General features: G+C 75.1%; 19 protein-coding genes and 1 pseudogene. 10 read left to right on the forward strand and 10 right to left on the reverse strand.

The genetic code is table 11. From position 1 onward, the window contains the following. Window positions 1-20: 20 nt before the first annotated feature. The 3 genes from ACSNOA_RS29385 to ACSNOA_RS29395 are packed head-to-tail and all read right to left on the reverse strand — an operon-like array spanning window position 21 to window position 3,289. Window positions 21-1,526, reverse strand: coding sequence for a pyridoxal phosphate-dependent decarboxylase family protein (locus ACSNOA_RS29385; protein ID WP_436663006.1), 1,506 nt, complete (start codon window positions 1,524-1,526; stop codon window positions 21-23). A 27-nt stretch (window positions 1,527-1,553) separates the two neighbouring features. Continuing rightward, entirely contained in the window at window positions 1,554-2,942 is a 1,389-nt protein-coding gene (locus ACSNOA_RS29390; RefSeq protein ID WP_436663007.1) for an MFS transporter, read from the reverse strand. Between the two features lie 32 nt (window positions 2,943-2,974). Then, a complete protein-coding gene (locus ACSNOA_RS29395; RefSeq protein WP_436663008.1) occupies window positions 2,975-3,289 on the reverse strand; it encodes an MGMT family protein in 315 nt (104 codons plus the stop codon). A 13-nt stretch (window positions 3,290-3,302) separates the two neighbouring features. Here ACSNOA_RS29395 and proB point away from each other — a divergent pair, with 13 nt between their 5' ends. The 8 genes from proB (at window position 3,303) to ACSNOA_RS29435 (ending at window position 8,905) form a co-directional block, all read left to right on the forward strand. After that, entirely contained in the window at window positions 3,303-4,460 is a 1,158-nt protein-coding gene (proB, locus tag ACSNOA_RS29400) for a glutamate 5-kinase (RefSeq protein ID WP_436663009.1), read from the forward strand. 10 nt (window positions 4,461-4,470) lie between these two features. Continuing rightward, window positions 4,471-5,724 carry a glutamate-5-semialdehyde dehydrogenase gene (locus tag ACSNOA_RS29405; RefSeq protein ID WP_436663010.1) on the forward strand — a complete coding sequence of 418 codons (1,254 nt, stop codon included), beginning with the start codon at window positions 4,471-4,473 and terminating at the stop codon, window positions 5,722-5,724. Window positions 5,725-5,839: 115 nt separating this feature from the next. Next, the gene (locus tag ACSNOA_RS29410) at window positions 5,840-6,241 is read left to right on the forward strand and encodes a YbaB/EbfC family nucleoid-associated protein (RefSeq protein WP_436663011.1); all 402 of its coding nucleotides are present in this window, start codon (window positions 5,840-5,842) and stop codon (window positions 6,239-6,241) included. A 2-nt stretch (window positions 6,242-6,243) separates the two neighbouring features. Then, on the forward strand, window positions 6,244-6,570 hold the full coding sequence (locus tag ACSNOA_RS29415) for a hypothetical protein (protein ID WP_436663012.1): 327 nt from the start codon (window positions 6,244-6,246) through the stop codon (window positions 6,568-6,570). Window positions 6,571-6,631: 61 nt separating this feature from the next. Next, entirely contained in the window at window positions 6,632-7,126 is a 495-nt protein-coding gene (locus ACSNOA_RS29420) for a hypothetical protein (RefSeq protein ID WP_436663013.1), read from the forward strand. Next, the gene (locus ACSNOA_RS29425) at window positions 7,119-7,748 is read left to right on the forward strand and encodes a hypothetical protein (protein WP_436663014.1); all 630 of its coding nucleotides are present in this window, start codon (window positions 7,119-7,121) and stop codon (window positions 7,746-7,748) included. The genes ACSNOA_RS29420 and ACSNOA_RS29425 overlap by 8 nt, the downstream gene beginning before the upstream one ends. Continuing rightward, the gene (locus ACSNOA_RS29430) at window positions 7,745-8,362 is read left to right on the forward strand and encodes a hypothetical protein (protein WP_436663015.1); all 618 of its coding nucleotides are present in this window, start codon (window positions 7,745-7,747) and stop codon (window positions 8,360-8,362) included. Before ACSNOA_RS29425 ends, ACSNOA_RS29430 begins: the two co-directional genes overlap by 4 nt. A gap of 27 nt (window positions 8,363-8,389) precedes the next feature. Then, entirely contained in the window at window positions 8,390-8,905 is a 516-nt protein-coding gene (locus ACSNOA_RS29435) for an SUKH-4 family immunity protein (protein WP_436663016.1), read from the forward strand. Here the strand turns inward: ACSNOA_RS29435 and ACSNOA_RS29440 are convergent. The 6 genes and pseudogenes from ACSNOA_RS29440 to ACSNOA_RS29465 all read right to left on the reverse strand — a co-directional run. Further along, window positions 8,889-9,740 (reverse strand): squalene--hopene cyclase, encoded by an 852-nt coding sequence (locus ACSNOA_RS29440; protein ID WP_436663017.1) that lies wholly within the window; start codon window positions 9,738-9,740, stop codon window positions 8,889-8,891. The two genes, ACSNOA_RS29435 and ACSNOA_RS29440, sit on opposite strands and share 17 nt — an antisense overlap. Before the next feature lie 84 nt (window positions 9,741-9,824). Continuing rightward, complete coding sequence (gene moeZ / locus ACSNOA_RS29445; protein WP_436663018.1) at window positions 9,825-11,045, reverse strand: adenylyltransferase/sulfurtransferase MoeZ; 1,221 nt, start codon at window positions 11,043-11,045, stop codon at window positions 9,825-9,827. 113 nt (window positions 11,046-11,158) lie between these two features. Next, window positions 11,159-12,088, reverse strand: a complete 930-nt coding sequence (locus ACSNOA_RS29450) for a DUF3152 domain-containing protein (protein WP_436663019.1) — start codon at window positions 12,086-12,088, stop codon at window positions 11,159-11,161. Between the two features lie 119 nt (window positions 12,089-12,207). Next, the gene (locus ACSNOA_RS29455) at window positions 12,208-13,203 is read right to left on the reverse strand and encodes a DUF3152 domain-containing protein (protein WP_436663020.1); all 996 of its coding nucleotides are present in this window, start codon (window positions 13,201-13,203) and stop codon (window positions 12,208-12,210) included. Window positions 13,204-13,208: 5 nt separating this feature from the next. Beyond that, window positions 13,209-14,183 (reverse strand): alpha/beta fold hydrolase, encoded by a 975-nt coding sequence (locus ACSNOA_RS29460; protein WP_436663021.1) that lies wholly within the window; start codon window positions 14,181-14,183, stop codon window positions 13,209-13,211. 23 nt (window positions 14,184-14,206) lie between these two features. Continuing rightward, window positions 14,207-15,613 (reverse strand): annotated as a pseudogene (locus ACSNOA_RS29465) (hypothetical protein); the annotation flags it as partial. A 1,941-nt stretch (window positions 15,614-17,554) separates the two neighbouring features. On the opposite strand from ACSNOA_RS29465, the gene ACSNOA_RS29470 reads away from it, so the two are divergent. After that, window positions 17,555-18,193 carry a TetR/AcrR family transcriptional regulator gene (locus ACSNOA_RS29470; RefSeq protein ID WP_091594816.1) on the forward strand — a complete coding sequence of 213 codons (639 nt, stop codon included), beginning with the start codon at window positions 17,555-17,557 and terminating at the stop codon, window positions 18,191-18,193. A 64-nt stretch (window positions 18,194-18,257) separates the two neighbouring features. Then, window positions 18,258-18,485: a DUF3107 domain-containing protein gene (locus ACSNOA_RS29475; RefSeq protein ID WP_120780983.1), complete on the forward strand. Its 228-nt coding sequence runs from the start codon at window positions 18,258-18,260 to the stop codon at window positions 18,483-18,485. Between the two features lie 81 nt (window positions 18,486-18,566). Here ACSNOA_RS29475 and ACSNOA_RS29480 read toward each other — a convergent pair whose 3' ends face one another. After that, entirely contained in the window at window positions 18,567-19,214 is a 648-nt protein-coding gene (locus tag ACSNOA_RS29480; protein WP_436663022.1) for a ferritin-like fold-containing protein, read from the reverse strand. Window positions 19,215-19,253: the final 39 nt, after the last annotated feature.

Raw genomic sequence — 19,253 nt, forward strand, 5'->3', positions numbered from 1 at the left:
TGGGACGCCGCCGTCGCTTCTCACCAGGCGGGTCGCTGGAGCAGCCCGACGAACTCGACCAGCAACCGCTCCCGCACCGCCGGCGGGGCGGCGTCCAGCAACGCGTTGACCGGCGCCATCCGTTCGGGCAGGGGGCCGGCCCCGGCCGATCCGACGCCCGCCCCGCCGCCCAGGCCGAGACCGGCCGCCAGGCCGGCGACCAGACCGGGCGTGAGCGCGTCCGGAGTCAGGGCGCCGGCGAGGGCCAGCAGGTCCGGGGGCAGGGCGACCGGGCCGGCCGCCCGGGCCGCCGCCACGGCGTCGGCCAGCGCCGGCCCGAACTCGGCCACCCGGGGCGCCACCGCCGCGGTCACCGTGAGGTGCACGCTCGCCGGCAGGCCCGCGTACGTGAGCTGGGGCTGGGTGTGCCAGCCGCGCAGTGTCAGCTCGTCGACCAGGACGAAGAGGTCGAGGGCCGGGTCGGTGGTCGTGAAGCAGACGACCGTGGACTCCGGCTCGGCCATCAGCCGCAGGCCGTCAACGGCACGTACGGCGTCGGCCAGCCCGGCCACCGCGTCCCGGGTGGTGGCCGCGAGGCGCAGGTACCCGTCGTCGCCGAGGTGCCGCAGGGTGGCGTACGCCGCCGCGATCGGACCACCCGAGCGGGTCGAGGCGATCGTCGGGTTGATCATCGTGTAGCCCGGCCAGTCGGCGTACGCGAAGTACTGCGGGGCGCGCAGCGCCGGATCGCGGTGGAGCAGCACCGAGACGCCCTTCGGGGCGTACGCGTACTTGTGCAGGTCCACGGACACCGACGTGACCCCGGGCACCGTGAAGTCGAACGGGGGCACCGGCGCGCCGAGCCGGCGCAGGTACGGCAGCGTCCAGCCGCCGAAGCAGGCGTCCACGTGGCAGCGCCGTCCCGCCTCGGCGGCGACGGCCGCGATCTCGGCGACCGGGTCGACCACACCGTGCGCGTACGACGGTGCGGAGCACGCCACGAGCACGGTGTCCGGCCCGATGGCGGCGGCCATCGCGGCGGGGTCGGCGCGCAGGGTGTCCGGGGGTACGGGCACCACGTCGAGCGCCACCCGCAGGTAGTGCGCCGCCTTGGCGAAGGCCGCGTGCGCGCTCGACGGCACCACGAGCCGGGGCGCGGTGATCTCGGGGTGGGCGTCCCGGGCGGCCTTGACCGCCAGGATCAGCGATTCGGTGCCGCCGCCCGTGACGCTGCCGACCACGTCCGGCGCGGCGCTGCCGGGCCCGCCTCCGAGCAGCCGGCCGGCCGCGCCCACGAGGGCGTTCTCCATGGCGAGCAGGGACGGGAAGGCGGTCGGGTCCAGCCCGTTGACGTGCGCGCTCTGCGCGTGGGCGGCGGCCGCCAGCTCGTCGAGGCCCGGCACCGCCGGGTCGTAGACGTACGCGAAGAGCCGACCGCCGTGCGTGGGCCGGTCCCGCCCCCGCAGCAGCCGGATCTCGTCAAGCACCCGCTCGGCAGCCATCCCCCGCTCCGGCAGCGCGGTCCCGCCCGTCTCCTCGTCGATCATGGAGTTGTGGTGCCCCTTCCGTGCGGATCAATGGCTTTCATCCCCCACCACAACTGCATGATCGACGGGAGTGTCGGGGGTGGGGGTCAGGTCGTACCGGCGGAGGGCCAGCAGGGGGGTTGCTACCAGGGCGGCGGGGAGGACACTGAAGCCGAGCAGGATGCCGAGGCGGGCCGTGTCGGACTGGGCAGCCGCCGTGCCGGTGTCGGACGAGACGTACCCGGCGACCTGGAGCACCAGGCCGTAGATGCCGGGCCCGAGCGCGAGCCCCAGGGTCTCCCCGGCCGTCCAGACGCCGGTGAAGACGCCGGCCTGCCGCCGCCCGGTGCGCCTCTCGTCCCAGGCGATGCAGTCGGGCAGCATGGCGAGCGCGAAGACCTGCTGGCCCGCGTACCCGGCGCCGACCAGCGCGACGACCGCATAGACCGCGGCGGCCGGCAACAGCGGCGCCGCCACGAGGGCAGCGACGCCCACCGTGAGCAGGAGCGACGCCGCCACGAGGGCCGCGCGCTTGCCCAGCCGGGCGCCGACCCGGGTCCACACCGGCATGACCAGCAGCGCGGGCCCGACGAAGCAGGCGAACAGGAGCGTGGCGCCGGTCTCCGGGTCGCGCAGGATCTGGTCGGCGAAGTAGTTGACGCCGGCCAGGATGGTGGCGACCCCGGCGGACTGCACCACGAAACACAGCAGCAGACCGCGGAACGGCCGGTTGCGTCCGGCCACCGCGAGCTGGGCGCGCAGCGTCGGCTCGCTCTGGCGCACCTCGCCGGTGGGCGCGGCCCGGGTGCCCAGGAACGCGCCGACCGCCCCCACGGCGATCAGCGCCGCCACGAAGAGCCCCATCCAGCGGTGCCCGGCGATCCCCTCGCCGCCCGCCGTCACCACGGCGGGAGCGACCGCCCCGGAAACCAGGATGGCCAGCGCCAGCACGGCGATCCGCCAGGTCATGAGCCGGGTGCGCTCGGCCTGGTCGTCGGTCAGCTCGACGGGCATCGCCACGTACGGCACCTGGAAGAAGGCGTACGCGGTGGCGGTGGCGAGGAACGCGACCGCCACGTACGCACCGGCCGCCGCGGCGGCTCCGAAGGGCGCCGCGAAGATGGCGGCGAACAGCAGGGCGAGTGCGAGCCCCGCGACGAGCAGGTACGGCCGGCGGGCGCCCCAGCGGGACCGGGTGCGGTCGGAGACGCGCCCGGCCACCGGGTTGACGAGCACGTCCCACGCCTTCGGCAGGAGCACGAGGAGTGCGGCCAGCCCGGCGGCCACGCCCAGGGTGTCGGTGAGGTACGGCAGCAGGAGCAGGCCGGGCACCGTGCCGAAGGCGCCGGTCGCCAGCGACCCGAGCGCGTAGCCGGCGTGCACCCGTCGCGGCAGGCCACCCCGGACCGGAGCCGGGTCGGCCGGCGGCGCGTCCATGGCGCCGAATGTTACTCACGTTGTGCCGCGGGTCACATCCCCTCTTCCGGCGACCAGCCGGCCGCCGCCATGTCCACCCCGGGGCCGCGCAACGGCGTCCCCTCGGCGCGCAACCGGGCCCGCGCCTCCCGTTCGTGGCCCGGCGGCAGGCGCCCCGACGAGGTCACCACCCGGTGCCAGGGCACGCCGCCTCCGTGCCGGGCCATGATGGTGCCCACCAGCCGGGCCGACGCGCGGCCGGAGCGTTCGGCGAGCGCGTCGGCCACCGCGCCGTACGACATCACCCGACCGGGCGGGATCCGCTCCACGAGGTCCAGCACCGCCTCGACGTACTCGTCTGGTGTCACAATCGGCCACCATATGGGAACGCCGCCGGGCGGCACGGCCCTGAGCACGCAGAATGGTCGGGTGCGCGAAGCGGTAACGGCGGCCCGACGGATCGTGGTCAAGATCGGGTCCTCCTCGCTGACCACCCCGACCGGCGGGCTCGCCGACGAGCGCGTCGACGCGCTCGTCGACACCCTCGGCAGGTTGGCCACCGGCGGCCGTGAGGTGGTGCTGGTCTCCTCCGGCGCGATCGCCGCCGGCCTCGCGCCGCTCGGCCTGACCCGGCGCCCGCGCGACCTGGCCACCCAGCAGGCCGCGGCCAGCGTCGGCCAGGGCCTGCTCATCGGGCGGTACGCGGCCAGCTTCGCCCGGCACGGGCTCACCGTCGGGCAGGTGCTGCTCACGGTCGACGACGTGACCCGGCGGGCGCACTACCGCAACGCGTACCGGACGCTGCGCAAGCTGCTCGACCTGCGGGCGGTGCCCATCGTCAACGAGAACGACACGGTCGCCACCGAGGAGATCCGGTTCGGCGACAACGACCGGCTGGCCGCGCTGGTCGCCGCCCTCGTACACGCCGACCTGCTGGTGCTCCTGTCCGACGTCGACGCGCTCTGGACGGGCGACCCCACGCGGCCGCACTCGACCCGGATCACCGAGGTGCGCGGCGAGGAGGACCTGGCCGGTGTGGCCATCGGCGGCGCGGGCCGCGCCGGGGTCGGCACCGGCGGCATGGTGACCAAGGTCGAGGCGGCCCGGATCGCCACCGGCTTCGGCATTCCCGTGGTGCTCACGGCCGCCCCGCTGGCCGGCACGGCGCTCGCCGGCGAACCGGTCGGCACGTTCTTCCACCCGCGGCGGCAGCGCCCGGCGGCGCGGCTGTTCTGGCTCGCGCACGCCACCTCCCCGAGGGGCCGGCTGCACCTAGACCCGGGCGCGGTGGCCGCGGTGGTCGGCCGGCGCAAGTCGCTGCTGCCGGCCGGCATAACCGCGGTCGACGGGGCGTTCACCGCCGGCGATCCGGTCGACCTGGTGGACGGCGAGGGCGCCCCGGTGGCCCGGGGACTTGTCAACTACGACGCGGTCGAGCTGCCCGGGCTGCTCGGCCGCTCCACCTCGGAACTCGCCGCGGCGCTCGGCCCGGCGTACGAACGGGAGGTCGTCCACCGTGACGACCTGGTGCTGCTGTGAGGAGTGCCGCATGAGTGCGACGAGTGTGACCGACCAGGCGCGGCGGGCCCGGGTCGCGGCGGAGGCGCTGGCCGTGGCCACGCGTACGGCCAAGGACGCCGCGCTGCACGCGATGGCCGACGCGCTGGTGGCACGTACGCCGGAGATCGTGGCCGCGAACGCGACGGACCTGGCGGCCGGCCGGGAGGCCGGGCTGACGGCGGCCGTGCTGGACCGCCTGGCCCTCGACGACGGCCGGGTGGCCGGCATCGCCGACGCCCTGCGGCAGATGGCCGCGCTGCCCGACCCGGTGGGCGAGGTGGTCCGCGGCTCGACCCTGCCCAACGGGCTGGAGCTGCGGCAGATCCGGGTGCCGTTCGGGGTGGTCGGGATCATCTACGAGGCTCGGCCGAACGTGACAGTCGACGCGGCCGGGATCTGCCTGAAGTCCGGCAACGCGGCACTGCTGCGCGGCTCCTCCTCGGCCGCGCACTCCAACGCGGCGCTGGTCGCCGTGCTGCGGGACGCGGTGGCCGGCGCCGGGCTGCCCGCCGACGCGGTGCAACTGCTCGACGCCACCTCGCGCGACTCGGTGAAGGAGCTGATGCGCGCCCGCGGCCTCGTCGACGTGCTGATTCCGCGCGGCGGCGCCTCGCTGATCCGCACGGTGGTCGAGGAGTCCACGGTGCCGGTGATCGAGACCGGGGTGGGCAACTGTCACGTCTATGTGGACGCCGCGGCCGACGTGTCGAAGGCCGTGGCCGTCACGCTCAACGCCAAGACGCAGCGGTTGTCCACCTGCAACACGGCCGAGTCGCTGCTCGTGCACGCGGCCGTCGCCGACGCCTTCCTTCCCGCGATGCTCGCCGCGTTCGCCGAGGCCGGGGTGACCGTCCACGGCGACGATCGCGTCGCCGCCCACTCCCCCGCCGTGGTCGCGGCCACCGAGGAGGACTTCGCCACCGAGTACCTCGCCGCGGACATCTCGGTGGCCGTCGTCGACTCGCTGGACGCGGCTGTCGCGCACATCCGGCGGTACGGCACCGGGCACACCGAGGCCATCGTCACCGATTCGGCGAGCGCCGCGCGGGAGTTCGTGGCCCGGGTTGACGCCGCGGCCGTGATGGTGAACGCCTCGACCCGGTTCACCGACGGCGGCGAGTTCGGCTTCGGCGCCGAGATCGGCATTTCCACGCAGAAGCTGCACGCCCGTGGCCCGATGGGCCTTCCCGAGCTGACCTCCACCAAGTACGTGGTGACCGGGAACGGCCACCTGCGCGGCTGACGTCCCGGGCGCGCCGGGCCGTGGGTGTCGCGAATGGACCGGCGGTGGGGTGCCGGGGATTGTGGCCGGCCGATAGTCTGGGGCCGGTTCGGCACGGCCTGTCTGGGGAGGCGACATGCTGGGCGAGAGCGCCCTGGAAGCGCAACTGGCACAGGCCCGGGCCGCGCTGCGCGAGGTGGGCCGCGGCGTCACCCCGCCGGAGCGCACCGAGTCGGTGGCCGAGGCGGCGGACGGCCGGATCCGGGTCACTGTGGGCACCGACGGTCGGGTCAGCGCCATCGAGATCGACCCCCGGGTGCTCCGCGACGGCTCGGATCACCTCGCCGACGAGCTGCGCCTGGCGGTGAACGCCGCGCTCGACGGCCAGGACGACGGCACCGCCGCCGCCGAGCCGATGCCCGACCTCGCCGCGATCACCGCCACCGTCGAGCGCCTCCAGGACCAGAGCCTGCGGCAGATGCGCGAGATGAGCCAGGCGATCAGCGAGACCATGCGGAAGCTGCAGCAGCGGAGCTGACGGTGGAGAACCTCGACGTCGACATCGACGCGCTGCGCCAGGGCGCGGCGGAACTGGAACAGGCCCGGGAGTCCGTCCGGCAGACCTTCGAGAGCTTCCAGGCCGCGGTCGCCGGATACGCCGCCGCGTTCGGCGGCGACGACATCGGGACGCTGCTCGGCGTCGCCCACCAGGCCTGCGTGGACGCGTTGACCGAGTGCCTGAGCACCAACATCGAGGAGCTGGGCAGCTACGCCGACGGGCTGCACCAGATGGCCGACGGCTACCGGGCCGTCGAGGAGGACGTGAGCGCCTCCTTCCGCTCGATGCTCGGCGCGCTGGGCCGATGAGCGCGCGGCGCCGCGGGCGGGCGCGCGACGGCCGGATGAGCGACCCAGGAAAGGAGTCACGGTGGGCCTGACCCTGCCGGGCGAGCTCGCCTCCCTGCTGTCGATGCTCGGCTACGACTGGCCGCAGTCCGACGAGACGGCGCTGTTCCAGCTGGCCGGCGAGTGGACCGGGATGGCCGGGCAGATCTCCGGCTCGGTCGCGCAGCTGGAGTCGGCGGCGCGGACGGTGCTCGACAACAACCGGGGCGAGAGCTTCACCGCCTTCGCCGGCGAGTGGAACGACGCCGAGTCCGCGGCGCGCAACATCGCCGACGTCGCCAACCCGGCGAACGTCATCGGCATCGGCCTCATGGTCGCGGCGGGCGTGGTGCTGGCCCTGAAGATCCAGGTGATCGTCCAACTGGCGCTGCTGGCCATCCAGATCGCGCAGGCCATCGCCACGGCGGTGGCCACCTTCGGCGCGTCCCTGCTGGAGATCCCGATCTTCAAGATGATCACCGGCATGATCATCGATGAGCTGATCGGCATGGCGGTGGACACGGTGCTCAATGGCTAGGAAGCGGACCGCGCCGCCCCGGCAGACACAGGCCAAGGGCGCCAAGATCGTCTCGGCGTACCTGGAGAACGCCGACGTCTTCCGGACCGCCAAGTCGGCCGGCACGAAGCCGAAGGGCCCGGCGGTGCTGGTGCTGCGCAACCGGCCGGACTTCGACAAGCGGGACTTCGAACGCAAGGCCCGCGACCTGCAACGGCTCGGCCAGGAGGGCCGGCTGAGCAAGGCGAAGTCGGACCGGACGGCCAACAACGTCTACCACCGGGGCGGCCGAGGGACGAAGCCCGGCACCAGGACCCGCACCAACGTCTTCCGGGACCGGGTGACCCGGCGGCTGACCAGGAACAAGCGGCTGACCCAGCAGCACGGCACCCCGGAAACCAACCAGTACCTGGCCAACAAGGGCCTCGTCGACCGCCTCTACGACGGCCGGGGGCCGATCACCGCCCGGGGCCAGGGGCTCGACCCGGACCACGTCCACGAGCTGCAACTCGACGGAAAGGACGAATACGCTAACCTCAGGCTGATGGACGCCTGGACCAACCGCCAGATCGGCAGCGACATCTCCGTGGCGCTGCGCGACGTCCCCGAAGGCACCCCGGTCATCGTGAAGGTCCTGCCGTGACCCGGCCGGATCCCGCCGTCGTCGCCCGGATCGCCGAGAAGGTGGAGCTGCTCACCCGGGTGGAGGCCGAGCACGGCTTCGGCGTACGCATCGAGGGGCCGGCGCCGCTGGAGCCGATCGCCGACCTGCCCGGCGTCGCCGAGGTCTACAGCCTGTTCCAGCGGTTGGAGGGCGACAACTTCCGGTTCCACGCGCCGAAGGAGATCCTCACCCCGCAGGCCTGGGCGGAGCACGAGGTCGACCCGGACGACCCGATGGGCAGCCCGCTGATCGTCGGCTACGAGATGGACAGCGTCCCCCCCGGCCTGCGCGCCGAGATCCGCGGCGGTGACCCCATCTACCTCGACCGGGAAGACCTGGACGTGTACTACATGGAGTCCAGCGCCTACGTCTACCAGTACGAGCACCCCGACGAAGACGTCGAGTTCACGGTCATCGCCCCCGATGTCGCCACGTTCTTCGACGAGCACGTGCTCGGCCCCCGCTACCCGGAGCTGACCTCCGTCGTCCTCGGTCCGGCGGCCCCCGAGCAGCGGCTGCGCAAGGGCCGGCACGCCGGCGAGTACGCCGACAACTGGCGACGGCTGCTGATCGCCGCGGGCCTGTCCTCCTGACCACCGCCGACCCCACGAAGGACCGTCATGGCAGCTGATCCGCGGTTCGCCGCGTTGTGGAACGAGGACGAGCTCGTCCTCTACCCGCGCGAGGCGTGGCTGGAGGGCGGCTTCACCCCCGACATGCTCCCCGAGGGCGACGAGATCCCGCTCGACGTGGCGGTGGTCTACACGGCCTACCTCGAAGGCGACATCGAGCTCTTCGACACCATCCAGCTCACCACCGAGGACGGCTCGCTGGACGTCCGCCTGATCGTGGTCGGCGCGGTGGCCGACAACACCGACCTGCTCTACGTGCTCGACCCGAAGACCGGCGAGATCCTCCAGTTCGACCTGGCCGTCCAGGACGTGCAGGCGGTCAACAGCTCCTTCCGCACCTTCGTCGAGTTCCTCTACCGGTTCGCGCTCTTCGTCGAGGCGGACGAGGGCAAGGCCGGCCGGGCCGAGCGTGCCGAGGTGCTGCGTACGGTGCTGGAGAGCATCGACCCCGCCGCGTTCGCGCCGGACGCCTGGTGGCCGCTGGTGATCAGTCAGCTGAGGTGACGGGCACGCGGCAGGCGCGGATCGCCCGCAGCGTGGTGTGCACGTCGAACTGGTGCCCGTCGTCGCTGTCCCAGCCGCCGTCGCTGCGCTGCGTCTCGGCGAGACGGCGGCGGGCCGACACGAGCAGCCACTGCTCCTCGCCCACCTCGACCCGGCGCAGCGTCGCGGCGAGCCACGCGGCGTCCGCGGCCGACATCCGCGGGATCCGCTCGGCCAGCACCGCCTGGACCCGCGCCGACTCCTCGTACATCCCCTGCCGGTGCAGCACGGCGGCGCACAGCCAGCCGGCCGGCAGGAACGACGGCCAACTGCCGTCGGGGCCGAGCTGCCCGGCGACGGCCTGCGCCGCCGCCTGCACCACCCCGGCGTACGCCCCACCGACGCGGTGGTCCAGCGGGCCGCCCGCCCGCGCGTCGAGGCCCGCCACGGTCAACCAGAAGCCGGCGTTGGCGGTGAGGTAGAAGCGGGCCTCCGGGTCGCCCGGGCGGGCCCACTCCGGCGCGAGGTCGGCGAGCGCGGGGGCCTCGTCCCAGCCGCCGTCGGGCAGTTGCCGCGCGGCGAGCCAGTCGAGCGCGTGCCGCGCCGCCGGGCGGCCGAGCGCGCCGAGGTCGTCCAGTTCGGCGAGCCGGTAGCAGGTGGCGTCGACCGAACCGACGGCGCCGTCGAGGATGGCCGGCCAGCCGCCGTCGGGCGCCTGCCCGGCCTCGGCCGTGTCGAGCAGCTCGACCGGCACCGGCGCGCCGGTGCGCAGGCGGGAGAGGCGGGCGCGTTCCACCGCGTCCCCGTGAGCCACGACGAAACCGATCGCGGCGTCCAAGTCGACCACGGCGGACACGCTACCTGCGCAAAGGCGATCCCGCCTCGGAGTATCGGCCGAGGTCGGGGCGGGTTGCGGCCCGCCCCGACCCCGCCCGGTCGGTCAGTACTCGGGCAGCGAGGGATCGATCTGCTTGATCCAGGAGAGCACCCCGCCCTGGACGTGCACGGCGTCGCGGAACCCGGCCGCCTTGAGCGCGGCGAGCGCCTCGGCGGAGCGGACGCCCGACTTGCAGTGCAGCACGATCTGCTTGTCCTGCGGGAACCGGGACAGCGCCTCGCCCGAGATGATCTCGCCCTTGGGGATCAGCGTGGCCCCGGGGATGCGGACGATCTCGTACTCCGCCGGCTCCCGCACGTCGACCAGGAAGACGTCCTTGCCGGCGTCCTGCCACTCCTTGAGCTCCAGGGCCGTGATGGTCGAGTCGACCACCGCCTCCTGGGCCTCCACCGACACCGCGCCGCAGAAGTCCTCGTAGTCCTCCAGCAGGTCGGTGACGGTCGGGTTCTCCCCACAGAGGACACAGTTCGGGTCCTTCCGCACCTTGATCTTGCGGTAGGACATCTCCAGGGCGTCGTAGACCATCAGCCCGCCGACCAGCGGCTCACCGATGCCGGTGATCAGCTTGATCGCCTCGTTCACCTGGATCGAGCCGATCGAGGCGCAGAGCACGCCGAGCACGCCGCCCTCCGCGCAGGACGGGACCATGCCGGGCGGCGGGGGCTCCGGGTAGAGGCACCGGTAGCAGGGGCCGTGCTCGGCCCAGAACACCGACGCCTGGCCGTCGAAGCGGTAGATCGACCCCCAGACGTACGGCTTGCCGAGCAGCACCGCCGCGTCGTTGACCATGTAGCGGGTGGCGAAGTTGTCGGTGCCGTCGACGATCAGGTCGTACCGGGCGAAGATGTCCCGGACGTTCTCCCGGTCCAGCGCGGTGTTGTGGATCTCCACGTTGACCAGGGGGTTGATCTCGCGGATGCTCGCGGCGGCGGACTCGGCCTTCGACCGGCCGACGTCGGAGACGCCGTGGATGATCTGGCGCTGGAGGTTGGACTCGTCGACGGTGTCGAAGTCGATGATGCCGAGCGTGCCGACGCCGGCCGCGGCGAGGTACATGAGGGCCGGCGAGCCAAGACCACCGGCGCCCACACAGAGCACCCGGGCGTTCTTCAGCCGCTTCTGCCCCTCCACCCCGACGTCCGGGATGATCAGGTGGCGCGAGTAACGGCGGATCTCGTCAACGGTCAGCTCGGCGGCGGGCTCGACGAGCGGGGGCAACGACACGGCGGACTCCCCGGGGATCGGCGATGCGAACCGGGCCATTGTCGCGCGACGGGTGGCCGGTCGGCCATGAGGGAGGACACGCCGCCCGCCATTCGGGAGCGGGAATAAAGCCGCGCTCCGATGGGCCGCCGGCCGGGGCACCCGCCGCGGCGTCAGGGAACGATCTCGCCCGCGTACCGGCGGCCGTCGACGTAGGGCCAGGCGTTCGCGAGACAGCCCTCCAGGCCGTACGTCTGCTGCTGCATCACGGGCGCCGGCCGACCGGGGCCCGGGCAGGCCTCGTGCCCCTCGCCGAACTCGTGCCCGACCTCGTGGTTGACGACGTACGTCCGGTACACCGACAGGGGCGCGCCGTAGTCGGGCACCGCCTCCATCCACCGGGCCAGGTTGATGATGACCTGCCCCGGCAGGCGGCAGGAGGTGTAGCCCTCGGTGCTGAGGCCGCCCTCGGCGCACATGCGCTCAGAGGTGACCGGGGTGGCGAGGTAGACCGTGAAGTCCGCCTCCGCCTCGTCGGCGACCCGCTGCACCCGCAGGTCGCCGGACGCGATCCAGCTGCGCGGGTCGGCGAGCGTCTCGTCCACGCTGGCCGCGAACGCGTCGACGTCCTGGCCGGTGCCCTTCTCGACGGCGACCCGGTAGCGGCGCAGTGGCCCGTCGTCGCCGTGCACCGAGGTGCCGCCGACGGCCACGGCGAAGCGGCCGGCGCCGACCGACGGGACGGCGTGCGGCGGAGCCGGCGTACCGGCGTGCGCCCCGGCCCCGCCGGCGTCGGGAAGCCGGCCCTGCACGGCGTCCGACGGCGCGGGCGGCGAGGCACCCGTGCGGGCCACGGCGACCCCGACGGCGGCCGCGAGGAGCAGCACGAGGCCCACCAGGCCGATCCGCCACCGGCGCCGGCCCGTCCGGCCGAGGGCCGTGTCGAGGCGCCTCCGGCCGAGCCCGGCGGGCGGATCCGGACGGCCGAGCCCGGTGGGCGGATTCGGACGGCCGAGCCCCGTGGGCGGATTCGGGCGGCCGAGCCCGACGGTACGGCCGGGCGGCTGGGGAGAAGGCGGGTCGTAAGGGGACGACGGCGTCATGAACCTGAGCGTGCCAGATTAAACGGGCATTTCTCCCCGTTTAACGCTAATGCCACCCTCTATGGGCTCGGTCATTAAACGAACAAAGCGCACATATGGCACAGAATGGCGGAACGGGGTCAGAGCGGCGGTCCGGCGTACCGGCGGCCGCTCCGGTAGGGCCACGGGTTGACCAGGCAACCGCTCAGGAACAACGTCTGCTGCATCATCACGGGCGCCGGCCGGCCCGAGCCCGGGCAACGTTCGTGGCGATGCCCCAACTGGTGCCCCACCTCGTGGTTGACCACATACGTCCGGTAGACCGACAAGGGCACCTTCGCCCGTACGAAGTGCGGCACCGAGAGCCGCCAGCGGTCGAGGTTGATGATGACCTTCCCGGGCGCCCGACACGAGGTGTAGGGCCTGCCACCCACCCGGATGTCCACCCCGCCGTCCGCGCACATCCGTCCCGCCGTACGGGCCGTCGCCAGGTAGACCGTGAAGCTCGCTGCCGTCCCGCCGGGCACCTGCTGCAACCGCAGCCGGCGACTGTCGACCCAACTGCCCGGCCCCCGGAGCGCCGCCCGCACGGCCTCGGCGAACTCCCGCGCGTCCTCCCCGCTGCCCGACTCGACGGCGACCCGGTAGCGCTGCAGCGACCCCGATGCCCCCAGCACCGGCCCGGTGCGGTCGTCGTGACCGAAGCGACCGGACCCGGCCGACGGCACCGGCCCGGGCAGCCGCAGCACCGGAGGCGGCGCGGAGGACGGCGACGGCGGCGCCGACGCCGTGGCCAGCGCCGGGCCCACCAACGGCAGTGGCGCGCTGGGTACCGTCGGCGCGCTGGCCTCCGCCGGAACCTCCTGCCCGGCCTCGGCGTCCGGGTGACGGGCGACGACGGTGAGCGCGGCGCCGATGGCCAGCAGCACCGCCGACAACTGCGCGACCGCCTGGAAGCCACAGCCACGCCGGCGCGGCGCATCCTCGGCTCGGCCGGCCGGCGTACGCCCCGCGCGGTGCGGTGGCGGGGAGCCCTCGTCCCCGGCGAGCGCGCGCGGGGCCGGCACCGCTGGCCCGCTCGGCGGCCGGACGGCGGCGAGCGGATCGCCGGTGCGGCGGGGCGCTGAGCTGGGCATCTGGCTCAGCCTGCCAGATCGCGCCGCCCCGCACCCTCCTCCGTTTCGGCGAGCAGCCCGAGCACCGCCCGGGCCACCACCCGCGGGACCTCGAGCTGCGCCACGTGGCCGACCCCGCGCAGCATGAGCAGCCGGCTGTCGGGGATCGCGCGGGCGGCCTGCGGCGCGACGCGTACGTCCACGAGCCGATCCTGGAGCCCGCCCACGACCAGGGTGGGCGCCCGCACCGTCCGGGCCAGCCGCCAGAGCGAGCGCGAGCCGGGCAGGTACGACTGCAGGAAGCTGGAGACCAGGCCGCGGAACGTCCGGACGTACGCGGCCGCGTAGTGCTCGGCCTCGTAGCGGATGCGGATCTCCTCCAGTGCTTCCTGCCGGCGCTGGTCGCAGATCCGGCTGACGTCGGCCACGCACGCCTCGATCACCTGCTCGGCCATCACCTCGGGAGCGATCTGGGCCAGCCGTCGTGCGGCCAGCTGCTCGGCGCGGGGCAGGGCGAGCAGCGGCAGCATCCGGCCCTGCACCGAGCGCCGGAAATCGAGGAACGGCAACGCCGGCGAGACCAGGGTGAGGGTACGCACCAGGTCGGGGCGCAGCGCCGCCACGCGGACGGAGACGGCGCCGCCGAGGGAGTTGCCGAACAGGTGCACCGGCCCCCGGCCGGAGTGCTCGATCCACCGGACCACCCGCTCGGCGAACGCCGGCACCGTGTAGCTGGGGCCCGGTTCGCTGCGACCGAACCCGGGCAGGTCGATCGCCTGACCGTCGAGCCGGCCGGCGAGCAGACCGGCCAGGTCGGTCCAGTTCTGCGACGAGCCGCCCAGGCCGTGCACGTACAGGGCCGGCTCCGCGTCCGGACCGGTGGCCGGCGTGTCCCGAACGTAGATGGCCGAGCCGTCGAGCCGGACCGCGCGGCCCGGCCACGGCGGCGGAACCCCGTGATCGGGGAGCAGCCGCTCCGGGCAGAGCATGGCGCGCTTCATCGCTCCAGTCTGCCCCGGGATGCTCAAGCCAGCAGCGCCTCGAGCCGCCGGTTCACCGCGGCCAGCGTCGCGCGGACGACCGCCTGCCGCGGGTCCCCCGCGACGAGGGCGGACCCGGCCAACTGCTCCACCCAGCCGTCACAGACCAGCAGCACCACCACGGTGGCCACCTCGCAGTTGCCGAACGGCACGACGGCGGCGTGCTCGACGAAGCACCGCCCGCGTTCGGCGTGGTCGGGGCGGCGGAGCAGCTCGTCGATGGCCGCCGCGGCGGCCACGGCGCAGAGCCGCAGGACGTACCCGTCGACGGCCGGGCCGGTGGCGTAACCGGCGGCGCTCTCCCCGGCCGCGATGAGGCGGACCTCCACGGTGGCGTCCAGCCCGAAGGTGCTCACCTGGACGTGGTCGATCACCACCCGGGGGCCTGGTACGCCACCGGTGTCCAGCGGCCGCGACGGCGCCGTCTCCGTCGTGCTCAACTGCGCTCCGGAGTACGACGCCCCGACGGTGGCCGGGCTGCCGGTGGCCGCGCCCGGTGAGATCGCGGAGGCGCTGGCGACCTCGTCCACAATGGCCCGGGCCCGCTGCGCCCCGGCCGACCGCCGCCGCCGGGTGGTCCCGGCCTCGGCCGCGGGCTGCCGCGCGGCGTCCGCGCGGGCCGTCTCCCCCGCCGGAACGGTCCCACCCTCGGCGCGCCCCTCGACCTCGGCCGACCGGACGCCGACCGGGGTAGCCCGGCCCTCGGCACGCCCCTCGACCTCGGCCGACCGGCCGCCGGCCCGGGTGGCACGGCTCTCGGCGTCGGTGGGCCGGCCCTCGGGAGGCTCGGCTGCGCGGCCGGCGCCACGGCGGCGCACCGGCGGCGCCGGCGGGACCGGCACGCCCGGCACGTTCTGCGGAGCGGCGGCGAGACCCATCCGCTCCTGGAGCAGCCGGGCGACGTGCCGGCTCACCTCGGCCGGGTCGGCGCCGTCGGCAAGGTCGAGGCGGAGGCTGTGCGCTCCCGCCGGGGTGCGGCGCAGTGACGCGTCGCGGACGCCGGCGACCTCGCGCACGGCGCCGAGGATCGCGTTGACGTCGAAGCCCTCGGGCCGCTCCTGCGGCGGCGCCGGCTCGTCGTCGCGGCGCAGGTGGGTGGCGATGCGGGCGAGTTCCGGGGTTTCGGCGGGTGGCTCCACGGCTGGCGGCTCCGGCACGACGGGCACGTCCGGCTCGGCGGGGACGCGCTGCGGCAGCACCGCCGCCGTCGGGTCCGGCCGCCGGTCACCGGCGGGACTGGCCGTCGGTGCCGGGTCGGAGGCGGATCGGCGTGCCGCGTAGGGAGGTGCGCTCGTCGGGGCGGGCGCGGAGGAGGTGCGGTCGTGTCGGCCGGCTCCGCTCGTGGCGGAGGCCGGGGCAGGACCCGTCGGGGACGATGGTTCGCCGGTCGCGCCCGGCGTCGGGGTGGTGTCGCGGCGGCCACCGGTCGTGGGCGGCGGGGCGTCCGGCGCCGCGTACGCCTCGGAGGGCTCCGGGCCCACCGCCCGCAGGCGGAACGGCCGGGTCGCGCGGCGGTCGGTGGCCTCGGGTGCGTCGGCCGGCGCGGCGGTGGCCGCCGGTGGGCCGCTCGTCGGCCGACCGCCGGCCCAGGACGGCCGGTTGTACGGCGCCGACCGCCCCCCGGCGGCCCAGGACGGGCGCGCGGAGGCGGCGGGCGGTGCGCCGCTCGGCCCGGCCGGAGCGGCGCTGGTCGGTGTCACCGGTGGGGCGCTGGTCGGCTCGGGCGCAGGGGCACCGCTTGGCGCGCCCGGAGAGGCGCCGCCGGGCACCGCCGGCGGGGCGCCGCCCGGCGTGCCCGGGTGGCCGACGCCCGGCACCGCGGGCGGGACGCCGCCCGGCGCCGCGGTGGCGGCGGGTGCCCAGGACGGCCGCTCGGACGGGACCGGCGGCTCGGGGGCGGGTTCGTCGGCGGTAGCCCACGCCGGCGGCTCACCCGGCGCGAACGGCGGGGTCGACTCGCCGCGCGGCGCCGCCGGACGGCCGGCGGCCCACGCCGGACGGTCGTCGGGCGCCGACCCCTCCGTCTCGGTGGCGTGGCCGGCCTCCGACTCCGGGCGGCCCGGCTCGTAGGGGCGGCCCGGCTCGGCGCGGACCGGTTCGTACGGGCGGCCCGGCTCGGCCCGCACCGGCTCGTACGGCCGGTACGGCTCGGTGGCCCAGGCCGGAATCGACTCGGGGCGCGCCCGGCGCCCGGCGGCCTCCTCGGCGTCCCAGGCCCGGGGCCCCGCCGGCTCCTCGGCCGCCCGCGGCGCGGCGGGCTGCTCGCTCTCGTCCACCCGGCGAACGGCCGGCTCGTCGCTCTCGCGGGAACGGCGCCCCACCGGCTCGTCCCTCTCACGGGCGCGGCGCCCGGCGAGTTCCTCGCCCTGCCGCGACCACGGGGGCGCCCAGGCGGCGCCCCAGCTCGGCCGGTTCCAGCTCGGGCCGGACCAGTCGGGCTCACCGGCGGGCGGCTCGGCGGCCGGTCCCGGCTGCGACGCGGCACGCGGCTGCACGGGCTCGCCGGCCGGCGGGTGCACGTCGGCCCAGCCGCGCGGCTCGGCGGGCGGCTCCTCGGCGGCGGCACGGTCGACGGTGGGCGCGTGGAAGCCGGGCGGCACCTCGAACCCGGACGGAGCCGTGCCGACCGGCGGGACCTGGACGGCCGGCGGGCCGGACGTCGGCGGCGCCGGGTCGGCCCAGCGCGGACGTGCGGCCGCGGCCTCCTCGGACGCGTGCCGGGCGGCGCCGGCCTCCGGGTCGACGAGACCCGGTGACTGCTCGATGGGTGGGACCGGCCGCTGGGCGGGGACGGCGAGCCGCTCGGCCGTGGGCTCGCGGTGTTCACCGGCGGTGCCGGGTGGAGCGCTCACCGGCGCGGGACGGCCCGCGTACGGCTCCTCGGGGGCGTGGCTCGCGCCGTTGGCGTGGTGCCCGTTGACCCGGGCGGGCGGCTCGGCGTCGCCCGCGGCGCCGCCGATCGGCGCCGGCAGGTCACCGTGGCGGGGTGAGGAGGCGGCCCAGCCGGGGGCCGGGTCGGGCTGCCAGCGTGCCGGTTCCCGGGAGGCGACGGTCTCGCCGGGACGGGGCCATCCGATCGACGGGGGTCCCCATCCGCCGGAGCGGGTCGGGTCGTCCTGCTGACCCGTCCCGTCGCCGTGTTCCCCCGGGTTGGCGGCACCGGGTTGCCCTGCTTCACTCACCGCGCGCTCCTTGGTCGCCCCCGCTGAGGCTACCGTGTGGTGACAGTGGCGATAAGTTACAGCGGCGGGCCAATTCCGCGACGGGTCGTCAGGACCCGACCGGTTCGGGGTAAAAGTGCCGGCTCGTACGCGAGAAACTCGGAGGTTCCCATGACCGCTGTGGGGAACGGTGCACAGACCGCCGGCCGGCCCACGCGTCTGCCGCGCTCGGCGCGCCGCAAGCAGCTGCTCGCCGCCGCGCAGGAGGTGTTCGTCGCCCAGGGCTACCACGCCGCGGCGATGGACGACATCGCCGAGCGGGCGGGGGTCTCCAAGCCGGTGCTCTACCAGCACTTCCCCGGCAAGATGGAGCTCTACCTCGCCCTGCTCGACACGCACTGCGACGCGATCGTGGCCAAGGTCCAGGACGCGATGCGCGGCACGAGCGACAACAAGGAGCGGGTCAGCGCCTCGGTGCGCGCGTACTTCGACTTCGTCGACCACGAGAGCGAGGCGTTCCGTCTGGTCTTCGAGTCGGACCTGCGCAACGACCCGGCGGTGCGCCAGCGCGTCGAGCGGGTGGAGCAGGGCTGCATCGCGGCGATCACCGACACGATCATCTCCGACACCGGGGTGAGCCGGTCGCACGCCGAGCTGCTCGCCTCGGGCCTGGTCGGCGCCGCCGAGACCGCGGCGCAGTTCTGGCTGGCCAGCGGCCGGCAGGTGCCGAAGGCCGAGGCCGAGGCGCTGGTGGCCGCGCTGTCCTGGCGGGGCATCGCCAGCTTCCCGCTGCAAGGTGAGTCAGCCTGACCACCGCACGCGTGATCGGATAGCCTTCCCACGGCGGCTCTTTCGCCCCAGTTGAGGAGGCACAGTGGAGGTCAAGATCGGCGTGCAGTACGCGCCGCGCGAGCTGGTTCTGGAGAGCGCGCAGGCGCCGGCCGAGATCGAGCAGATCGTGACCGACGCCATCGCCAAGAACGGCGGCACGCTGTCCCTGACCGACGAGAAGGGCCGGCGCGTGATCGTGCCGGTCGACAAGGTCGCCTACGTCGAGATCGCCGAGGCGTCCCCACGGGCGGTCGGGTTCACCGTCCGCTAGGCGTTCGCGGCGTCCGCGACGGGTGGACCGCTCGCCCGTCGCGGACGCCGACGCGCTGCCCCGGCCCGCACGGTCCGGGGCTTAGTTGTTCAACCCGGCGGTGGCCATCCGCGCCGTGTGCGCGGCGGTGAGCTGCCGGAAGAGGACCTGCACGTCAAGCCGCTCCCCCTGCGCGACCAGCGCGGTGAGGGCGCCCCGGTCGGCGGCGGCCACCCGGCCGGCCTGGGAGAGCGCCTCGCCGACCAACCGGCGGGCCCACATCGAGAGCCGGTGCGCCACCCGCGGATCGGCCTCGATCGCCAGTCGGATCTCCGCGGCCGCGAACTCGGCGTACCGGGACTCGTGCAGCACGTCGCGCACCAGTTGCCGGTCCGGTTCGTCCAGCGCCCCGGCGATCTCCCGGAGGAAGTCGTCGGTGATCGCGTCACCGACGTACGCCTTGGTCACCGCCTCGGCCCAGTCCCGCGGCTCGGTGGAGTCGTGGTACGCCTGCAACGCCTCGACGTACGGCTCCATGGCCGCCTCGGGCGGCACCCCCAGCGCGGTGAGCCGGTCGGCGAGCCGGCGGTAGTTGGTGATCTCGGCGACCGCCATCTCGCCGAGGGCCGCCCGGCGGCGCAGGTCGGGTGCGAGCCGCGCGTCGCCCGCCATGCGCTCGAAGGCGAGCAGCTCACCGAGGGCGACCAGGCCCAGCAGGTCGGCGACGGCGGATCCGGACGGCGCGGTCACGAGCGCAGGCTACCGCTCGGGACACCCGCGCGGGGTCCC

Source organism: Micromonospora sp. URMC 103 (genome assembly GCF_051386435.1).
Taxonomy (GTDB): domain Bacteria; phylum Actinomycetota; class Actinomycetes; order Mycobacteriales; family Micromonosporaceae; genus Micromonospora.

Excerpts from the sequence above, each read along its gene's own strand:
- ACSNOA_RS29385 (WP_436663006.1), bottom strand. The coding sequence starts at position 1,526 with ATGATCGACGAGGAGACGGGCGGGACCGCGCTGCCGGAGCGGGGGATG.
- ACSNOA_RS29390 (WP_436663007.1), bottom strand. The coding sequence starts at position 2,942 with ATGGACGCGCCGCCGGCCGACCCGGCTCCGGTCCGGGGTGGCCTGCCG.
- proB (WP_436663009.1), top strand. The coding sequence starts at position 3,303 with ATGGGAACGCCGCCGGGCGGCACGGCCCTGAGCACGCAGAATGGTCGG.
- ACSNOA_RS29405 (WP_436663010.1), top strand. The coding sequence starts at position 4,471 with ATGAGTGCGACGAGTGTGACCGACCAGGCGCGGCGGGCCCGGGTCGCG.
- ACSNOA_RS29410 (WP_436663011.1), top strand. The coding sequence starts at position 5,840 with ATGCTGGGCGAGAGCGCCCTGGAAGCGCAACTGGCACAGGCCCGGGCC.
- ACSNOA_RS29425 (WP_436663014.1), top strand. The coding sequence starts at position 7,119 with ATGGCTAGGAAGCGGACCGCGCCGCCCCGGCAGACACAGGCCAAGGGC.
- ACSNOA_RS29435 (WP_436663016.1), top strand. The coding sequence starts at position 8,390 with ATGGCAGCTGATCCGCGGTTCGCCGCGTTGTGGAACGAGGACGAGCTC.
- moeZ (WP_436663018.1), bottom strand. The coding sequence starts at position 11,045 with ATGGCCCGGTTCGCATCGCCGATCCCCGGGGAGTCCGCCGTGTCGTTG.
- ACSNOA_RS29450 (WP_436663019.1), bottom strand. The coding sequence starts at position 12,088 with ATGACGCCGTCGTCCCCTTACGACCCGCCTTCTCCCCAGCCGCCCGGC.
- ACSNOA_RS29455 (WP_436663020.1), bottom strand. The coding sequence starts at position 13,203 with ATGCCCAGCTCAGCGCCCCGCCGCACCGGCGATCCGCTCGCCGCCGTC.
- ACSNOA_RS29460 (WP_436663021.1), bottom strand. The coding sequence starts at position 14,183 with ATGAAGCGCGCCATGCTCTGCCCGGAGCGGCTGCTCCCCGATCACGGG.
- ACSNOA_RS29470 (WP_091594816.1), top strand. The coding sequence starts at position 17,555 with ATGACCGCTGTGGGGAACGGTGCACAGACCGCCGGCCGGCCCACGCGT.